This is a genomic window from Saccharothrix hoggarensis (assembly GCF_052936025.1).
On record NZ_CP193624.1, the window covers coordinates 1,443,324 to 1,461,242 of the forward strand.

The 17,919-nt window shown below is 72.3% G+C and carries 17 protein-coding genes and 3 pseudogenes; 13 read left to right on the forward strand and 7 right to left on the reverse strand.

The annotated features are described in order from the left end of the window. Positions 1 to 12 precede the first annotated feature (12 nt). From ACRAKH_RS07010 to ACRAKH_RS07030, 5 genes are read right to left on the reverse strand one after another with little or no spacing between them, the layout of a single operon-like run. Entirely contained in the window at positions 13 to 1,356 is a 1,344-nt protein-coding gene (locus ACRAKH_RS07010; protein ID WP_447009691.1) for a sulfate adenylyltransferase subunit 1, read from the reverse strand. Beyond that, on the reverse strand, positions 1,357 to 2,259 hold the full coding sequence (cysD, locus tag ACRAKH_RS07015) for a sulfate adenylyltransferase subunit CysD (protein WP_380730557.1): 903 nt from the start codon (positions 2,257 to 2,259) through the stop codon (positions 1,357 to 1,359). Next, complete coding sequence (locus tag ACRAKH_RS07020) at positions 2,256 to 2,957, reverse strand: phosphoadenylyl-sulfate reductase (RefSeq protein ID WP_447009692.1); 702 nt, start codon at positions 2,955 to 2,957, stop codon at positions 2,256 to 2,258. Before ACRAKH_RS07020 ends, cysD begins: the two co-directional genes overlap by 4 nt. Next, positions 2,954 to 3,112, reverse strand: coding sequence for an Insertion element protein (locus ACRAKH_RS07025; RefSeq protein ID WP_380730831.1), 159 nt, complete (start codon positions 3,110 to 3,112; stop codon positions 2,954 to 2,956). Before ACRAKH_RS07025 ends, ACRAKH_RS07020 begins: the two co-directional genes overlap by 4 nt. Then, positions 3,109 to 4,791: a nitrite/sulfite reductase gene (locus ACRAKH_RS07030; RefSeq protein WP_447009693.1), complete on the reverse strand. Its 1,683-nt coding sequence runs from the start codon at positions 4,789 to 4,791 to the stop codon at positions 3,109 to 3,111. The genes ACRAKH_RS07025 and ACRAKH_RS07030 overlap by 4 nt, the downstream gene beginning before the upstream one ends. Before the next feature lie 326 nt (positions 4,792 to 5,117). Between ACRAKH_RS07030 and hemW the strand changes: the two genes are divergently transcribed. Then, the gene (gene hemW, locus ACRAKH_RS07035) at positions 5,118 to 6,332 is read left to right on the forward strand and encodes a radical SAM family heme chaperone HemW (protein WP_447009694.1); all 1,215 of its coding nucleotides are present in this window, start codon (positions 5,118 to 5,120) and stop codon (positions 6,330 to 6,332) included. A 10-nt stretch (positions 6,333 to 6,342) separates the two neighbouring features. Here the strand turns inward: hemW and ACRAKH_RS07040 are convergent, their stop codons facing one another. Then, positions 6,343 to 7,077: a GNAT family N-acetyltransferase gene (locus ACRAKH_RS07040; RefSeq protein WP_380723462.1), complete on the reverse strand. Its 735-nt coding sequence runs from the start codon at positions 7,075 to 7,077 to the stop codon at positions 6,343 to 6,345. A 109-nt stretch (positions 7,078 to 7,186) separates the two neighbouring features. Here ACRAKH_RS07040 and hrcA point away from each other — a divergent pair, with 109 nt between their 5' ends. The 5 genes from hrcA to ACRAKH_RS07065 all read left to right on the forward strand — a co-directional run bounded on the left by hrcA (position 7,187) and on the right by ACRAKH_RS07065 (position 11,460). Further along, positions 7,187 to 8,209 carry a heat-inducible transcriptional repressor HrcA gene (gene hrcA / locus ACRAKH_RS07045; RefSeq protein WP_380723463.1) on the forward strand — a complete coding sequence of 341 codons (1,023 nt, stop codon included), beginning with the start codon at positions 7,187 to 7,189 and terminating at the stop codon, positions 8,207 to 8,209. A gap of 82 nt (positions 8,210 to 8,291) precedes the next feature. Next, positions 8,292 to 9,443 (forward strand): molecular chaperone DnaJ, encoded by a 1,152-nt coding sequence (dnaJ, locus tag ACRAKH_RS07050; protein WP_380723464.1) that lies wholly within the window; start codon positions 8,292 to 8,294, stop codon positions 9,441 to 9,443. Continuing rightward, positions 9,440 to 10,174 carry a 16S rRNA (uracil(1498)-N(3))-methyltransferase gene (locus ACRAKH_RS07055; protein WP_380723465.1) on the forward strand — a complete coding sequence of 245 codons (735 nt, stop codon included), beginning with the start codon at positions 9,440 to 9,442 and terminating at the stop codon, positions 10,172 to 10,174. Before dnaJ ends, ACRAKH_RS07055 begins: the two co-directional genes overlap by 4 nt. A gap of 187 nt (positions 10,175 to 10,361) precedes the next feature. Next, complete coding sequence (locus ACRAKH_RS07060) at positions 10,362 to 11,051, forward strand: alpha/beta hydrolase family protein (protein ID WP_380723466.1); 690 nt, start codon at positions 10,362 to 10,364, stop codon at positions 11,049 to 11,051. A 67-nt stretch (positions 11,052 to 11,118) separates the two neighbouring features. Next, a complete protein-coding gene (locus tag ACRAKH_RS07065) occupies positions 11,119 to 11,460 on the forward strand; it encodes a histidine triad nucleotide-binding protein (RefSeq protein WP_380723467.1) in 342 nt (113 codons plus the stop codon). Between the two features lie 75 nt (positions 11,461 to 11,535). On the opposite strand, the gene ACRAKH_RS07070 is transcribed toward ACRAKH_RS07065, so the two are convergent. Further along, on the reverse strand, positions 11,536 to 12,324 hold the full coding sequence (locus ACRAKH_RS07070; protein WP_380723468.1) for a GNAT family N-acetyltransferase: 789 nt from the start codon (positions 12,322 to 12,324) through the stop codon (positions 11,536 to 11,538). Between the two features lie 138 nt (positions 12,325 to 12,462). Here ACRAKH_RS07070 and ACRAKH_RS07075 point away from each other — a divergent pair. The 7 genes and pseudogenes from ACRAKH_RS07075 to ACRAKH_RS07105 all read left to right on the forward strand — a co-directional run. Continuing rightward, a pseudogene (locus ACRAKH_RS07075) lies at positions 12,463 to 13,173 on the forward strand (PhoH family protein); the annotation flags it as partial. Positions 13,174 to 13,524: 351 nt separating this feature from the next. Then, a pseudogene (locus tag ACRAKH_RS07080) lies at positions 13,525 to 13,965 on the forward strand (LAGLIDADG family homing endonuclease); the annotation flags it as partial. A gap of 288 nt (positions 13,966 to 14,253) precedes the next feature. Beyond that, a pseudogene (locus ACRAKH_RS07085) lies at positions 14,254 to 14,619 on the forward strand (PhoH family protein); the annotation flags it as partial. Positions 14,620 to 14,624: 5 nt separating this feature from the next. Then, a complete protein-coding gene (gene ybeY, locus ACRAKH_RS07090) occupies positions 14,625 to 15,179 on the forward strand; it encodes an rRNA maturation RNase YbeY (protein ID WP_380723469.1) in 555 nt (184 codons plus the stop codon). A gap of 13 nt (positions 15,180 to 15,192) precedes the next feature. Then, complete coding sequence (locus ACRAKH_RS07095) at positions 15,193 to 16,491, forward strand: hemolysin family protein (protein WP_380723470.1); 1,299 nt, start codon at positions 15,193 to 15,195, stop codon at positions 16,489 to 16,491. Beyond that, a complete protein-coding gene (locus ACRAKH_RS07100; protein WP_447009695.1) occupies positions 16,484 to 16,816 on the forward strand; it encodes a cytidine deaminase in 333 nt (110 codons plus the stop codon). The genes ACRAKH_RS07095 and ACRAKH_RS07100 overlap by 8 nt, the downstream gene beginning before the upstream one ends. 77 nt (positions 16,817 to 16,893) lie before the next feature. After that, positions 16,894 to 17,895, forward strand: coding sequence for a hypothetical protein (locus tag ACRAKH_RS07105; protein WP_380723472.1), 1,002 nt, complete (start codon positions 16,894 to 16,896; stop codon positions 17,893 to 17,895). Positions 17,896 to 17,919: the final 24 nt, after the last annotated feature.

A 17,919-nucleotide genomic window follows, 5' to 3' on the forward strand; every position in this document is an offset into this window, starting at 1 on the left:
TCGCGAGGCCTTTCAGGGACCGGGGGACACGAGGGCGTGGCTGTCGGACTGGGCGGTGTTCCCGCCCTCCGTACAGCTGTCCACGCCGTCCAACTCCGGCAGCGGAGCACCCACGAGCCCCGCGGCGAGCGTGCTGCCGTCCGCGGCGTCGATGACCAGGAACGCGCCGGTGCGGCGGCTCCGCGTGTAGTCGTCCACCGGGATCGGCTCGGCGGTGCGCAGGGCGACCTGGCCGATCTCGTTGAGCGTGAGCGAGTCGGGCGCGTCGGTGCTGGCGAGCTTCTGCTCGTCGAAGCGGGTGCGCAGTTCGGTGACGATGGCCTGGACGGTGCGGGTGCCGTGCTTGACCAGGACGCGTGCGCCGGGGGTGAGGGGTTTGTCGGAGAGCCAGCAGACGGTGGCGTCGAACTCGTCGGTGACCTTGGGTGGCACGGCGGCGGCGGCGATGAGGTCGCCGCGGGAGATGTCGAGGTCGTGGGCCAGGAGCAGGGTCACCGATTGGCCGGAGGTGGCGTGGTCGAGGGGGCCGTCGGCGGTGTCGATGCCGGTGACGGTGGAGCGCAGCCCGGCGGGGAGGACGGTGATGTCGTCGCCGACGCGGACGGTGCCGGCGGCGACCTGGCCGGCGTAGCCGCGGTAGTCGGGGTGTTCGGTGGTGCGGGGCCGGATCACGTATTGGACGGGGAAGCGGAAGGGGGCGTCGTGGGGGTCGGCGTCGACCGGCACGGTTTCGAGGTGTTCCAGCAGGGTGGGGCCGTCGTACCAGGGGGTGCGGTCGGAGCGTTCGACCACGTTGTCCCCGGCCAGGGCGGAGACGGGGATCTCGACCACGGCGTCCTCGGGGTAGCCCAGGGCGGTGGCGTGGGCGGTGAACTCCTTGGCGATGCGGGCGAAGGTGACCTCGTCGAAGTCCACGAGGTCGATCTTGTTGACCGCGAGCACGAGCCGCGGCACGCCCAGCAGGGCCAGGACGGCGGCGTGCCGGCGGGTCTGTTCGATGACGCCCTTGCGGGCGTCGACCAGGAGTACGCCGAGTTGGGCGGTGGAGGCGCCGGTGACGGTGTTGCGGGTGTACTGGACGTGGCCGGGGGTGTCGGCCAGGACGAAGGAGCGCTTGGGGGTGGCGAAGTAGCGGTAGGCGACGTCGATGGTGATGCCCTGCTCGCGTTCGGAGCGCAGGCCGTCGACCAGGAGGGAGAGGTCGGGGGTGGTCAGGCCGCGGTCGGCGCTGGCGCGGTGGACGGCGTCGAGGGTGTCGGCGAGGACGGATTTGGTGTCGTAGAGCAGGCGGCCGACCAGGGTGGACTTGCCGTCGTCCACGCTGCCGGCGGTGGCCAGCCTCAACAGGTCGCTCATCTAGAAGTAGCCTTCCCGCTTGCGGTCTTCCATGGCGGCCTCGGAGAGGCGGTCGTCGGCGCGGGTCGCGCCGCGCTCGGTCAGGCGTGAGGCGGCGACCTCGGCGATGACGGCCTGGATGTCGGCGGCGTCGGACTCGACCGCGCCGGTGCAGGAGCCGTCGCCGACGGTGCGGTAGCGCACGGTCTTCTCGATCTTGTGCTCGCCGTCGCGGGGGCCGCCCCAGGGGCCTTCCGCCAGCCACATGCCGTCGCGGAGGTAGACCTCGCGGCGGTGGGCGTAGTAGATCGACGGCAGCTCGATGTTCTCGCGGGCGATGTAGTGCCAGACGTCGAGTTCGGTCCAGTTGGACAGGGGGAACACGCGGACGTGTTCGCCGGGGCGGTGGCGGCCGTTGTAGAGGTTCCACAGCTCGGGGCGTTGCCGGCGGGGTTCCCACTGGCCGAAGGCGTTGCGCAGGCTGAAGATGCGTTCCTTGGCGCGGGCGCGTTCCTCGTCGCGGCGCCCGCCGCCGAACACCGCGTCGAACCGGTGCGAGGTGATGGCGTCGAGCAGCGGCACGGTCTGCAGGGGGTTGCGGGTGCCGTCGGGGCGTTCGGCCAGCCGGCCGTCGTCGATGTAGTCCTGCACGCTGGCGACTTCCAGCCGCAGCCCGTGCCGGGCCACGACCTTGTCGCGGAACTCGATGACTTCCTCGAAGTTGTGGCCGGTGTCGACGTGCAGCAGCGGGAACGGCACGGGGGCGGGCCAGAACGCCTTGACCGCGAGGTGCAGCAGCAGGGTGGAGTCCTTGCCGCCGGAGAACAGGATCACCGGCCGGTCGAACTCGCCCGCGACCTCGCGGAAGATGTGGATCGCCTCGGACTCGAGGCGGTCCAGGGTGTCCAGGGCGGTGGTGGTCATCCGTGCAACCCGCATTCGGTCTTGGCCAGCCCGGCCCACCGGCCGCTGCGGGCGTCCGCGCCCGGCAGCGGCTTCGCGGTGCACGGCGCGCAGCCGATGGAGGGGTAACCAGCCTGCACCAACGGGTTCTCCAGAATCCCGTGCTCGGCGATGTAGGCGTTGAACTCGTCGTCGGTCCAGGGCGCGATCGGGTTGACCTTGACCAGGCCGTTGCGCTCGTCCCACTGCACGATCGGCGTGTTCGCCCGCGTCGGCGCGTCCACTCGCCGCACGCCGGTGACCCACGCGTCGTAGTTCTTCAGGGTGCGCTGCAACGGGATGACCTTGCGCAACTGGCAGCACCTGGTCGGGTCGGTCTGGTTCAACAGACCGAACTCGGCCTCCTGATCGGCCACCGACTGCTCCGCCGCCGCGTTCACGATGTGCACGTCCGGGTACACCAGGTCGACCGCGTCACGCGTGCCGATCGTCTCGGCGAAGTGGTAGCCGGTCTCCAGGAACAGCACGTCCACGTCCGGCTTCACCTTGGACGCCAGGTCGATCAGCACCGCGTCCTGCATGTTCGACGCGACGATCCAGCTCTCGCCGAACGTCCGGGCGGTCCACGCGAGAGCCTCTTCGGCACTGGCCTCCGCCAGCTCGACCGAAGCGGCCTCGGCGATCACCTTCAGTTCCTCGACCCTGGTGGGGGCGGTCATCGCTGCACCTCCTGAGGAAGGTTGAGACCAACGAACTTCACGGTGAACACGCGGCGGCAGGCGGAGCACAGCCACGAGTAGCTGGGCTCCTCCTGCGGACGAAGGTCCTCGTCGCCGCAGTAGGGGCAGTAGAAGGGGGTGGCCCGCTCGCTCATTTCAGATCACCCTCGTCCGCGCGGGCGACCCACTGGGCGAAACGCTCGTCCGCCTCTCGCTTGGCCACGAAGTTGCGCACCACGCGCTCGACGTAGTCCGACAGCTCGGTGGCCGTCACCTTGTGGCCGCGCAGCTTGCGGCCGAACCCGGCGTCCAGGCCGAGCCCGCCACCGAGGTGGACCTGGAAGCCCTCGACCTGCTTGCCGTCGGCGTCGGTGACGATCATGCCCTTGAGGCCGATGTCCGCGGTCTGGATGCGGGCGCACGAGTTGGGGCAGCCGTTGATGTGCACGGAGATCGGCTCGGTGACGCCCGCCACGACGTCGGCCAACCGGGTCTCCAGCGCCGCCACCAGATCGACCGCGCGCGCCTTGGTCTCCACGATTGCCAACTTGCAGAATTCGATGCCGGTGCACGCCATCACGCCCCGACGCCACGGCGACGGCTCCGTCTGCAGCCCCAGCTTCGCCAGGTCGGCCTGGAGGCCCTTGACCTCGGCCTCCGGCACGTCCAGCACCACCAACTTCTGCTGCGGGGTGAGACGAACCCGGCCCGACCCGGCCCGCTCCACGACCTTGGCCACCTCGACCAGCGTGGAACCGGACACCCGGCCCGCGATCGGCGCGGCGCCGACGTAGTACAGGCCGTCCTTCTGCCGGTGCACGCCGATGTGGTCGCGGGGGATCGCGGGCACCTCGGGCGCGGGGCCGTCGACGAGCTTGCGCTTGAGGTACTCGTCCTCCAGCACCTGGCGGAACTTCTCGGGACCCCAGTCGGCGACCAGGAACTTGATCCGGGCGCGGTGCCGCAACCGCCGGTAGCCGTAGTCACGGAAGACGCTGATCACGCCCTCCCACACGTCCGGCACCTCGTCGGACGGCACCCACGCGCCCAACCGCTTGCCGATCATCGGGTTGGTGGACAGACCACCGCCGACCCACAGGTCGAAGCCGGGGCCGTGCTCGGGGTGGTCCACGCCGACGAACGCCACGTCGTGGATCTCGTGCGCCACGTCCGGCAACCCCGAGATCGCCGTCTTGAACTTGCGCGGCAGGTTCGAGAAGCGCGGGTCGCCGATGTAGCGGCGCAGGATCTCGTCGATCGCCGGCGTGCCGTCGACCACCTCGTCCTCGGCGATCCCCGCCACCGGCGAACCCAGCACCACCCGCGGGCTGTCGCCGCAGGCCTCCATCGTGGTCAGGCCCGCGTCCTCCAGCTTGCGCCAGATCGTCGGCACGTCCTCGATGCGGATCCAGTGGTACTGCACGTTCTGCCGGTCGGTGATGTCCGCCGTGTCCCGCGCGTACGTCTGCGACAACTCACCGATCAACGCCAACTGCTGCGTCGTCAACCGACCGCCGTCGATCCGGACCCGGAGCATGAAGTACTCGTCGTCCAGCTCCTCCGGCTCCAACGTCGCCGTCCGACCGCCGTCGATCCCCGGCTTGCGCTGCGTGTACAACCCGTACCAGCGGAAACGACCACGCAGATCCGCCGGGTCGATCGAGTCGAAACCACCGTGGGCGTAGATGTTCTCGATCCGCGAGCGGACGTTGAGCGGGTTGTCGTCCTTCTTGCTCCGCTCGTTCGGGTTCAGCGGCTCGCGGTAGCCCAGCGCCCACTGCCCCTCACCTCGGCGCTGCTTGGTGCGCTGAGGCGTCGTCGTCGGGGGGACCATCCTCGTCCTCCGGGGATTCGGGGCGCTGGTGCGCGTGCGAGTCCCGGGACAGCCGTGGTGGGGGTCTCGTCAGCGCACCCGGCGCCGACGGGAACAAAAAGGCAGGCGCGGGTTATGCCGAACGACGGCACATCGCGCTGGAGACACGACGGAAGTCGACGTGGCGGCGGACCACCAGGCGCACTCCGGTCGATGTCATGTGCCTCAGCGTGCCACGCGTCCACCCCGTGGTCCACCGCCATCCGCATCGTGGGACGGCCTCGCGGACCTGGTAGACGGCGGTGCGGACCGGTGGGCGGAACGCCGCGGGTGGGACACTGGGAACCATGCCCTCCGCTCTGCCGATCGGTGATCCCGCGCCCTCCGACGGCTCACTCCCGACCTCCGCGCTCACCGGCCTGGGTGACCGCCCGTTCGGGGTGTACGTGCACGTCCCGTTCTGCGCGACGCGGTGCGGCTACTGCGACTTCAACACCTACACCGCCGGTGAGCTGGGCACTTCCGCCTCGCCGGCGTCCTGGCTGGAGGGCCTGCGGCGGGAACTGGACCTCGCCGCGACCGTGCTCGGCGCCCCGCCGGCGGCCGACACGGTGTTCGTCGGCGGCGGCACGCCGTCCCTGCTCGGCGCCGACGGGCTGGCCCGGGTGCTCGACGCGGTGCGGTCGTCGTTCGGCCTCGCGCCCGGCGCCGAGGTCACCACCGAGTCGAACCCGGAGTCCACGTCACCCGCCTTCTTCTCCGCCATCCGTGATGCTGGTTACACCCGCGTCTCGCTCGGCATGCAGTCCGCCGCACGGCACGTGCTCGCCGTGCTCGACCGCGCGCACACCCCCGGCCGCCCGGTCGCCGCGGCCCGGGAAGCCCGCGAGGCCGGCTTCGACCACGTGAACCTCGACCTCATCTACGGCACGCCGGGAGAAGGTGTCGACGACCTGCGGGCGTCCCTCGACGCCGTGCGCGAAGCCGGCGTGGACCACGTGTCGGCGTACGCGCTGATCGTGGAGGAGGGCACGGCGCTGGCCCGCCGGGTCCGCCGCGGGGAGCTGCCCATGCCGGACGACGACGTGCTGGCCGACAAGTACGAGCTGGTCGACGCCGCCATGACCGCGCAGGGCCTGCGCTGGTACGAGGTGTCGAACTGGGCGGCGTCCGCCGAGGCCGCGTGCCGGCACAACCTCCTCTACTGGCAGGGCGCCGACTGGTGGGGCGCGGGCCCCGGCGCGCACAGCCACGTCGGCGGCGTGCGCTGGTGGAACGTCAAGCACCCGGCGAAGTACGCCGAGCTGCTGGCCGCCGGCACGTCGCCCGCCGCCGGGCGCGAGGTCCTGGGCGACGACGACCGCCGGGTGGAACGCGTGCTGCTCGAACTGCGCCTCGCCACCGGCCTGCCGCTCGACGTCCTCGACGCCGACGGCCGGGCCGAGGCCAGGACCGCCGCCGCGGACGGCCTGCTCGACGCCGCCGCGCTGGCCGACGGCCGGTGCGTGCTGACCGACCGGGGCAGGCTCCTCGCCGACGCCGTGGTGCGCCGGCTCACCTGAGCCGCCCGGGTCAGGCCAACGTGACCGACGCCGAGTGGCCGACGGTCCGGTAACCCAGCGGCCCGTACAGGCGGTCCACCTTCTCGTCCGGCTCCGTCTCCAGGAACGGCGTGCAGCCCGCGCCGAACACGCGCGCGGTGAGGTCGGCGCAGACCGCCGACGCGACACCGCGCCGCCGGAACGACGGCAGCACCGCGATGCCCGCCACCTGCGCCAAGCCGTCACGCGGAGCCGTGTGCGCGCCCGCGCCGGCCGGTTCGCCGTCCACCCGGGCGAGCACGATCACACCGTCGTCCCGCAGCAACGACCGCTGCCGCGCCACGTCTTCGGGCCCGGCCAGCGCGCCGACGCCGAACGCCGTGTTCTGCACCACGGACACGGCCAGCAGGTCGTCGTCCGACGTCACCGCCTCCACGGTCAGCCCGGCGCGCGGCGCGGGCGGCGTCAGCGCCTCGACCACCATCACCGGCAGCAGCTGGTCGATCGTGAACCCGGCCTCCGCCAGCACGGCGTCCACCGCCGGCGACGGCCGCAGGTACTCCAGCCTCGGCGTCCGCGACCGGGCCCGGAACTCCGCGACCAGCCCGTCCACGTCGGCGCGCGTCGGCGCGACGCCCTCGTCGGGCACGGCGTAGTTCAGGAACAGGTGGTCGCTGTGGGCGTCGAAGCGCACCAGGAACGGCCCGACGCGCTCGGCGTCCGTCCGGATGGCGTCACGCAGGGCGTTCTGGATGCGGCTGTGCACACCGGACGTTATCCACGTGGCCCGAAGCCGGGCGAGCGACTTTTCCGATCCGCGCCCTCACCTCCGTAAACTCGAGGTGGAGCAGTCAGTCTTCCTGGAGGTGACGCGCGTGAACGCCGATGAGCGCCGGTTCGAAGTGCTGCGCGCAATCGTCGCCGACTACGTGTCCAACCAGGAGCCGGTCGGCTCGAAAGCCCTGGTCGAACGGCACAACCTGGGCGTGTCGAGTGCGACCGTCCGCAACGACATGGCCTCGCTGGAGGAGGACGGCTACATCACGCAGCCGCACACCAGCGCCGGCCGCGTCCCCACGGACAAGGGCTACCGCCTGTTCGTCGACCGGCTCAGCGAGGTCAAGCCGCTGTCCTCGCCCGAGCGCAAGGCCATCCAGAGCTTCCTCGAAGGCGCCTACGACCTGGACGACGTGCTGCGGCGCAGCGTGCGGCTGCTCGCCCAGCTCACCCGCCAGGTCGCCGTCATCCAGTACCCGACGCTGAGCCGCTCCACCGTCCGCCACATCGAAGTGGTCGCCATCACACCGGCCCGGCTGATGCTGGTGCTGATCACCGACACCGGCCGCGTCGACCAGCGCTCCGTCGACCTCGGCGACGTGATCACCGAGGAGAACGTGGCCCGCGTGCGGACCATGCTCAACGGGGCCATGGTCGGCAAGCGCCTGTCCGACGCGTCCGCCGAGGTCGCCAAGCTGCCCGACGACGCGCCGAGCGACCTGCGCGACGCCGTGCTGCGGGTGAGCACGGTCCTGATCGAGTCGCTGGTGGAGCACCCCGAGGAGCGCCTGGTGCTGGGTGGCACGGCGAACCTCACCCGCAACGTGGCAGACTTCCCGGGTTCGCTGCGCCAGGTTCTGGAGGCGCTGGAAGAGCAGGTCGTCGTGCTGAAGCTGCTGGCCGCCGCCCGCGATCCCGGCCGGATCCTGGTGCACATCGGCGAGGAGAACGAAGCGGCCGAGATGCGCAGCACCTCGATCGTGTCCATCGGCTACGGCAGCCGGGACAACCTGCTCGGCGGCATGGGAGTGGTGGGGCCCACCCGGATGGACTACCCCGGGACGATGGCGGCCGTGCGAGCGGTCGCCAACTACGTGGGGGAGATCTTGACCGGACGGTGACGGCGGGGGAACACCGCGGTCCCGGAGGACGTTTCGCAAGCGAGCGAGCGCGTGTCGAAGCGCGCCCGCAGGAGGATTCACGGTGGCGAGGGACTACTACGGCACGCTCGGGGTCTCCAAGAACGCGACACCCGAGGAGATCAAGCGCGCCTACCGCAAGCTCGCGCGGCAGCTGCACCCCGACGTCAACCCCAACGAGGAAGCCCGCTTCAAGGAGGTGACCGCCGCCTACGAGGTCCTGTCAGACCCGAAGAAGCGGCAGGTCGTCGACCTGGGCGGCGACCCGTTGGAGCCCGGCGGCGGTGGTATGCGCGGCGGCGGAGACCCGTTCGCGGGGTTCGGTCTCGGCGACATCATGGACGCGTTCTTCGGCGCGGGCGGCGGTGGCGGACGCGGTCCGCGCAGCCGCGTGCAGCCCGGTTCCGACGCGCTGATCCGGCTGTCGATGACGCTGGAGGAGTGCGCGGCGGGCGCTTCGCGGGAGCTGACCGTCGACACGGCGATCCTGTGCGACCGGTGCGTGGGCAGCGGCTGCGCCGAGGGCTCGTCCCCGGTGCGCTGCGACACGTGCGGCGGGCGGGGCGAGGTGCAGTCGGTGCAGCGCTCGTTCCTCGGGCAGGTCGTCACGGCGCGGCCGTGCCCGGTCTGCCGGGGGCTCGGCGAGGTCATCCCCGACCCGTGCCAGCAGTGCGCCGGCGAGGGCCGGGTGCGCTCGCGGCGGACCATCTCGGTGCAGATCCCGGCCGGCGTGGCCGAGGGCATGCGGGTGCGGCTCGCGGGCCAGGGCGAGGTCGGCCCCGGCGGCGGACCGGCGGGCGACCTGTACGTCGAGGTCGAGGAGGTGCCGCACGAGGTCTTCGAGCGCGACGGCGCGAACCTGCACTGCTCGGTGCGCATCCCGATGACGACCGCGGCGCTCGGTGCGGTGCTGCCGCTGCAGACGTTGGACGGCGAGGAGGAGCTGGAGATCGAACCCGGCACCCAGCCGAACACCGAACTGGTGCTCACCGGGCGCGGCATGCCCCGCCTGCGCTCCAGCGGGCGCATCGACGGCCGCGGCGACCTGCACGTCCACCTCGAGGTCGTGACGCCGACCAAGCTGGACGCCCGGCAGGCCGAGCTGCTGCGCGAACTGGCCGTGGTTCGCGGCGAGGACGAGCCGACGCTCGCGCACAACGGCAAGGGCGGCGGCGGGCTGTTCTCGCGGCTCCGGGCCGGCCGCAACCACCGGTGACGCTCCCGGTCTTCCTGGTCGCCGCGCTGCCGTCCGGCGACGAGGCGGTCCTGGACGGCCCGGAGGGGCGGCACGCGGCCACCGTGCGCCGGCTGCGGTCGGGGGAGGAGCTGGTGCTCTCCGACGGCTCCGGCGCCCAGGTGCGGTGCGTGGTCGAGGAGGCGTTCAAGGACTCGCTGCGGCTGCGCGTCGTGGAGCGGTGGGTCGTGCCGGAACCCGCGGTGCGCGTGGTCCTGGCCCAGGCGCTGGTGAAGGGCGACCGCGGCGAGCTCGCCGTCGAGCTGGCCACCGAGGCCGGGGTGGACGGCGTCGTGCCGTGGCGGGCCTCGCGCTGCGTGACCAAGTGGGAGGACGGACCGCGCGGCGCGAAGGCCCTCGAACGGTGGCGCAGCACCGCCCGCGAGGCGGCCAAGCAGGCCCGGCGCGCCCGCGTGCCGTCGGTCGCCGAACCCGTGTCGACGGCGGGCCTCGCGCGCCTGGCCGCGTCGTCCGCCATCGCATTGGTTTTGCACGAATCCTCTTCCTCGGCGATCGAATCGGTTCAGCTGCCGGCTTCCGGCGATGTGCTGCTCGTGGTCGGACCGGAAGGCGGCATCACCGACGAGGAATTGTCGGCGTTGACCGGCGTCGGCGCGCACGTAGTGCGACTGGGCCCTACCGTTCTGCGATCCTCGACGGCGGCGGCGGTGGCTTTGGGTGCGCTCGGTGTGCTGACCGATCGCTGGCGGTAGTGGTCGGCGGTTCCTGCTGGCGAACGCCTGACATAGGGGTTACGCTCAGGGCCGAGGGGTTGCATTGGTCTAACTTCGATCGGCCCTTCGGACCAGACTCGCCGGACACCTCCCCCCTCGGTCCGGCGTTCGCCGCGTCGCGGTGGGACGACCCCCAGGTCCCACCGCGACGCGGCCTCTTTATGCGATGGGGTGTGGTTTGCGCATCGGCTACGGCGGTCACCCGAGCCAGTTCGGCGAGTATTCCGCGCCTTCCGGTGAATCGTTTCCCGTCATCGTGGTAATCCACGGTGGTTTTTGGCACCAGCGTTATGGGCTCGAACTCGGCAGGCCGCTGGCCGCCGACCTGGTCGCCCACGGCGCCGCCGCCTACAACATCGAGTACCGGCGGGTAGGCGGAGGCGGCGGGTGGCCCGAGACCGGCGACGACGTGCTCGCCGCCCTCGACGCCCTCGACCCCGCGCTCGGCCCTGTGGTCACGCTCGGTCACTCCGCCGGCGGCCACCTGGCCGTCTGGGCCGCCGCCCGTCACCCCCGCGTGGTCGGCGCCGTCGCCCAGGCCGGGGTCCTCGACTTCCTCCAGCACCCGCAGATCACCCGCCGCGCGGCCGAACTGCTCGGCGGCACGCCGGACGAGGTGCCCGAGCGGTACGCCGACGCGTCACCGGCCGCCCTGCTGCCGATCGACAAGCCGATGGTGCTCGTGCACGGCCGGGACGACGAGGACGTGCCGTTCGAGCAGAGCGAGGCGTTCGCCCGGACGTCCGGCGCGGAACTGGTGGAGCTGCCCGGCGTCGGCCACATGGACGTGATCACCCCCGGCGCCGCCGCGTGGGCCGCGTGCCGGGACGCCGCACTGCGCCTGGCCGGCGCCTGACCCTCAGCCGGCCTCTGCGGGCCGGTCCTGCCGCGCCGGCCCCGGCGGGTCGGTAGCCTGCGGACCCATGTCCGACTGCCTGTTCTGCCGCATCGTCGCCCGCGAGATCCCGGCCACCGTGGTGCACGAGACCGACACCACGCTGGCGTTCCGCGACATCTCACCCCAGGCGCCGACGCACGTCGTGCTCGTGCCCAAGACGCACGCGCCGGACGCCGTCGCCCTGGCCGCCGCCGCGCCCGGTGTCCTCGACGACCTCTTCCTGGCCGCCGGCGAGGTGGCGAAGGCCGAGGGCGTCGCCGACAGCGGCTACCGCCTGCTGTTCAACACCGGCCAGGACGCGGGCCAGACCGTCTTCCACGCCCACCTGCACGTGCTCGGCGGACGCCGCCTCGGCCCGCTCGCCTAGCGCCGGCCGCCCCAGCCCTGACACGGCCCAGTCCTGACACGGCCCAGCCCCGAGACGCCCCGGCCCCGAGACGTCTCAGCCGAGGGCCTGCATGAGCGGGGCGAACAGCCGTGAACGGTCACCCGCGAGCTCACCGCGCACCATCAGGTCGACGGTGTAGCGCTGCGTGAGCCCGCGGGCCCGCAGCCAGGCCGCCAACGCCGCGTCCTGCACGTCCACCCGCACCGTCGACCCGGCCGCCAGGTCCGCGATCAACGCGGCCGCGCGCTCGGCGGACGGCGCGACCACCGGCCCGACCATCGACACGGGACCGTTGGGCCAAGCCGCCGCGAACCCGTCGTCGGCCACCCTGACCTGCGACGCGAACCCGAACAGCTCGTGCCACATCGCCGACCGGTCGGCGCCGAACACCTCGGCGTCGGCCGCCACGACGCCCGCCCGGTCCGCGTCGCCCACCGGCCGCGACGCGCCGGACGCCGTCCCGTCGAACGCGCCGAGGTGCGCCGTCACCCGGCCCACCGAGCGGAACCCGAGCTTCTCGTACAGCGGCTTGCCGTGCGACGTGGCGTGCAGCGACGCGACCGGCGTGCCCGCGAACTCCAGCGCGTGCCCCACCAGCCGCCGCCCCAGCCCGCGCCCGGCGTGGCTCTCCGCGACCAGCACCATGCTCACCGCCACGTGCTCGTCACCGAACCGGGTGATGATCGTCGTGCCGACCAGCTCACCGCCGTCGACCAGCCCGAAACCGGTTCCGACGCGCAGCAGGAACGCCCACTTGCCCGGCTCCGGCGACCACTGCCGGCTGGACGCCAGGCGGACGCAGGCGGGCACGTCGTCGGGGGTCAGGAACCGCAACTCCTCCACGTCACCGAGTAGACACGCCGTGTCCAACCCGTTTCTTACTCCAGTGCGGACTGTCGGTGGGGGCGACTAGCATCGACCGGGTACGTCCAGTTCACCCCGAGCACGGCGCGAACGCGCAGGAAGAGGGCCCGAGGCCACGTGGCCGGTACCGCTGACAACACGCCGCAGGCCGGCCGGGCCGCGGCCGACGCCCAATCCAAGTTCGCCGTGCCCGACGGCGCGGTGCTCGCCCTGCTCGGGTCGCGCGACGAGAACCTCCGGCTCGCCGAGGAACTGCTGGACGCCGACGTGCACGTGCGCGGCAACGAGATCACCCTGTCCGGCCAGCCCGCCGACGTGGCGTTCGCCGAGCGCGTGTTCTCCGAGCTCATCACGCTCGCCGGCCGGGGCCAGCAGGTCGGGCCGGACACGGTCCGCCGCACCGTCGCGATGCTGTCCGCGGGCACCAGCGAGTCGCCCGCCGAGGTGCTGAGCCTCGACATCATCTCCCGGCGCGGCCGCACCATCCGGCCGAAGACGCTGAACCAGAAGCACTACGTCGACGCGATCGACCAGAACACCGTGGTGTTCGGCATCGGTCCCGCCGGCACCGGCAAGACGTACCTGGCGATGGCGAAGGCCGTGCAGGCGCTCCAGGCCAAGCAGGTCAACCGGATCATCCTGACCCGGCCGGCCGTCGAGGCGGGCGAGCGGCTCGGCTACCTGCCGGGCACCCTGTACGAGAAGATCGACCCGTACCTGCGCCCCCTGTACGACGCGCTGCACGACATGGTCGACCCCGAATCCATCCCGCGCCTCACCCAGGCGGGCACGATCGAGGTCGCCCCACTGGCCTACATGCGTGGCCGGGCGCAGCCGGTGTTCACCAACGTGCTGACCCCGGAGGGCTTCCGGCCCATCGGGAGCCTGCGCGTCGGCGACCTGGTCATCGGCTCGAACGGCGAACCGACGCCGGTGCTCGGTGTCTACCCGCAGGGCGAGAAGGACATCTACCGGGTCTCGGCCCAGGACGGCGCTTCGACGCTGGCCTGCGGCGATCACCTCTGGACGGTGCGGACCAGGTCCGACCGCCGCCGGAACAAGCCGTGGCGGGTGCTGCGGACCGAGGAGATGATCGGCAACCTCCGGGCGGCGCACGCCCGGCGGTACGAGTTGCCGCTGCTGAGCGCGCCGACGTGCCACCCGGCGCGCGAGGTCCCGATGGACCCGTACGCCCTGGGCCTGCTGCTCGGCGACGGCTGCCTGACCGGCTCGACCACACCGTCTTTCGCGACCGACGACCCCGAGCTGGCGGTCGCGCTCCAGTCCGCCCTGCCCGGTGTGGCGGTGAACTGGAAAGACCGGGTGAACTACACCCTCAACCGGGTGAAGTCGCCGGGTGACGTCGTGACGCTGGAGAACCCCGTCACCGGGGCGCTCCGGCGGCTGAAGCTCCTCGGCACCCGTTCGCACACCAAGTTCATCCCGGACGACTACCTCGCCAACACGGCCGAGGTCAGGCTGGGCGTGCTGCAGGGGTTGCTGGACGCCGACGGCGGTCCGGTGACGCAGGCGGGTCGCACCTGCCGGATCCAGTACACGACCACGTCGGCCGTGCTCAGGGATGACGTGGTGCGGTTGGTCCGGTCGCTGGGCGGCGTCGCCTACGCCCGGACGCGCGTGGCCGACGGCCGGAAGCCCGGTTGGGCGTCCGGGCGCGAGGTGGTGAACCGCCACGACGCGCACGTCGTCGACATCCGCCTGCCCGAGGGCGTCGAACCGTTCCGGCTCGCCCGCAAGCGGGAGAAGTACCTGGCGGCGGGCGGCGGCGGGCGGCCCATGCGGTTCATCGACAGCATCGAACCGGCGGGTCGTGCCGAAGCGGTGTGCATCCAGGTGGCGGCCGCGGACTCGCTGTACGTCACCGAGGACTACCTGCTGACGCACAACACGCTGAACGACGCGTTCATCATCCTGGACGAGGCGCAGAACACGACGCCCGAGCAGATGAAGATGTTCCTCACCCGGTTGGGGTTCGGGTCGAAGATCGTGGTGACCGGTGACATCACCCAGGTCGACCTGCCCGGCGGCCAGCGCAGCGGGCTCAAGGTGGTCAAGGACATCCTCGAAGGCGTCGAGGACGTCCACTTCTCCATCCTGACCAGCAGCGACGTGGTGCGCCACCGGCTCGTGGCGGACATCGTGGACGCCTACGAGAAGTGGCAGGTCGAGCAGGACGAGGGCGACGCGGCCGACCGGCACCAGCACCACGCCGGACCCGGTGCGCGGTCGCGCGGGCAGCGCCGGGGACGATAGGCGCCGTGAGCATCGAGATCGCGAACGAGTCGGGCGTGCAGGTGGACGAGCCGTCCATCGTCTCCGCCGCCCGGTTCGCCCTGGACCGGATGGGCGTCAGCCCGTTGGCCGAGCTGTCCGTCCTGCTGGTCGAGCTGGACGTGATGGCGGACCTGCACCAGCGCTGGATGGACCTGCCCGGCCCGACGGACGTCATGGCGTTCCCGATGGACGAGCTGGACTCCGCGCGCCGTCCCGACGCGGCGGGCCTCGGCCCGGCGCTGCTCGGCGACATCGTGCTGTGCCCGGACTTCGCCAAGGACCAGGCCAAGAAGGCGGGCCACAGCCTGCTCGACGAACTGCACCTGCTGACCGTGCACGGCGTGCTGCACCTGCTCGGCTACGACCACGCCGAGCCCGCCGAGGAGCGGGAGATGTTCACGTTGCAGAACCGCATCCTGGCCGACTTCCGCACCGCGGCGGCCGAGGCGGAGCGCAAGTCGGCGCAGCGCGAGGCCGACTCGAAGCTGCTCGGGGCGGTCGGGCTGGACGACGCGGACCGGCCCGAGCCGACACCCTGAGGCGGCCGACGTGATGGGCAGTTCCGCCGGCCTGCTGGTGCTGGCCGTGGTGTTGGTGTTGACGGCGGGCGTGTTCGCCGGGGTGGACGCCGCGCTGGGCACGGTGTCGCGCGCCCGCGTCGAGGCGTTGCAGCGGCAGGGCCGGGCGGGCACGCGTCAGCTGATCCAGCTGCTCGCGGACCGGCCGCGGCACGTGAACCTGCTGCTGTTGCTGCGCCTGGGCTGCGAGCTGGCCGCGACGGTGCTGGTGACCGTGGTGTGCCTGGGGCTGATCGACACCGGCTGGGTGGCGATGCTGGTCGCCGGGCTGAGCATGCTCGTGGTGTCGTACGTGCTGGTGGGCGTGGGTCCGCGGACCATCGGCCGGCAGCACCCGTACGCGGTGAGCCTGCTCGCGGCCGGCCCGATCCGGGTGCTCGGCCGCGTGCTGGGGCCGTTGAGCAGGCTGCTGATCCTGGTCGGCAACGCGATCACGCCCGGCAAGGGCTTCCGCGAGGGCCCGTTCTCGTCCGAGGTCGAGCTGCGCGAGCTGGTCGACATGGCGCAGGAGCGCGGCGTCGTGGACGAGGGCGAGCGGGAGATGATCCACTCGGTCTTCGAGCTGGGCGACACGATCGCGCGCGAGGTGATGGTGCCGCGCACCGAGATCGTGTGGATCGAGCAGACCAAGTCGATCCGCCAGGCGTTGGCGCTGTCGCTGCGGACCGGGTACACGCGGGTGCCGGTGATCGGGGAGAGCGTCGACGACATCGTCGGCGTGGTGAACCTGAAGGACCTGGTGCGGCTGACGCTGGCGGAGGAGCCGAACGGCACGTCCGTGGCGGACGTGATGAAGCCGGCGTCGTTCATCCCGGACTCGAAGCCGATCGCGGACCTGCTGCGGGAGATGCAGCTGTCGCGCAACCACCTGGCGATCGTGGTGGACGAGTACGGCGGCACGGCGGGCCTGCTCACGATCGAGGACATCCTGGAGGAGATCGTCGGTGAGATCACCGACGAGTCCGACACCGACGACCGGCCGCCGGTGGAGCACCTGACGGACGGGTCGGTGCGGGTCAGCGCCCGGCTGCCGGTGGACGACCTGGACGCGTTGTTCGGCACGGAGCTGGACGACCACGAGGTCGAGACCGTGGGCGGCCTGCTGGCGCAGCGCCTGGGCCGCGTGCCGCTGCCGGGCACGGAGGCGGAGATCGCGGGCCTGCGGATGCGGGCCGAGGGCGGCAAGGACGAACGCGGGCGGATGCGCATCACGACGGTGCTCGTGCGGCCGCTGAACAACGGCGACAACAGCGAGGGGGACTCCGGTGACTGACCTCGACCCCGAGGACCAGAAGATCGTCACGCTGGCGCGTTCGGCGCGGGCCCGCACGGGTGCGGCCGAGGGCGCGGCGGTGCGCGACACCGACGGCCGGACCTACGCGGCCACCACGGTCGCCTTGCCGTCGTTGAAGCTGACCGCGTTGCAGGCGGCCGTCGCGGCGGCCGTGTCGAGCGGCGCGGAGGGGTTGGAGGCGGCGGCCGTGGTCACGGAGGCCGGGGCCGTGGACGCCGACTCGGTGGCGGCGGTGCGCGACCTGACGGCGGGCGCGCCGGTGCTGCGGGCCGACGCGTCCGGCGCCGTGCGGGAGACCGTGTAGACCGGAGGGACGCCCGTTGCCGGTCGGACGGCTAGGATCGCGATCATGACCGAGAGAATCGAGTCCTCCGTCCGCCGGTGAGCGGGACGACCGGGGCGGGCCCCCGGACCAGCCTGTACGACCACGCCGTGCGCCTGCACGAGCGGCACCCGGACGGACCGCTGCCCCGTGACGGCAGGCCGTTCCCCGACGAGCCGCGGCCGCGGCGCCGGCCTCGGCGGACCGAGCAGCGACGCGTCGGCGCGGACGTCGCCGCCGCCCTGGACCGCCACTTCGCCGGTGACGACCCGCCGGAAGCCCTGGCGGAGGCCGTGCGCGACCTCGACGTGCCGATCCACCGCAACGACCACATCGCCGCGGCCGCCCTGCGCGCCGACCGGGAGCGGGTCCGCCGGACGGGCCGTTGGCTGGTCCGGCACGGCGAGCACCAGTACGCCGTCGCGGTGGGCCTGGCGTTGCTCGCCTCCGACCACGACGAGGACGACATCCCGCTGATCCGCACGATCGGGTTGCTGTCGGACACGTTCGGACCGCTGGCCGCGGCCGCGTTGCAGCGCCGCCGAGGGGGTTCGGACGCCTTGGTGTGGCTGGGTGACCGGGTCGCCGGCTGGGGTCGCGTGTACGTGGTGGAGGCGCTGTGCGCGGTCGGCGGCGCCGGGGCGCGGGACTGGCTGCTGCGCCGGTCGTGCGACCGGGACTACCTCAACGGCTACTTCGCGGGCAAGGTCGCGACGGCCGCCCACCTGCACGAGGCCATCACCACCGGGTCCGACGACGACCTGGTCGACCACACCACCGATTTGCTCACCGTCATGGCGTACTGCGACGGGATGGGCACGACTCTGGAGCACTACCCACCCGCGCACGCGGTCCTGGAAGCGCACCTGGGGCACTTCGAACGGCTGCGACCGACCGCCGCCCGGCACCGGCGCGGGACCCGCCTCGTCGACAACCTGGCCGAGCTCAGGGCGATCGCCGGCGTCACCGCCGAGCACCGGGCCCGGCTGCTCGACCGCTACCGGGCCGTGCTGGAGCGCGACGAGTGGCGGGAGGTCGCGGCCACGACTGGAGAGGGCTGACGCGGCGCGGCCGGCGGGTGCGGG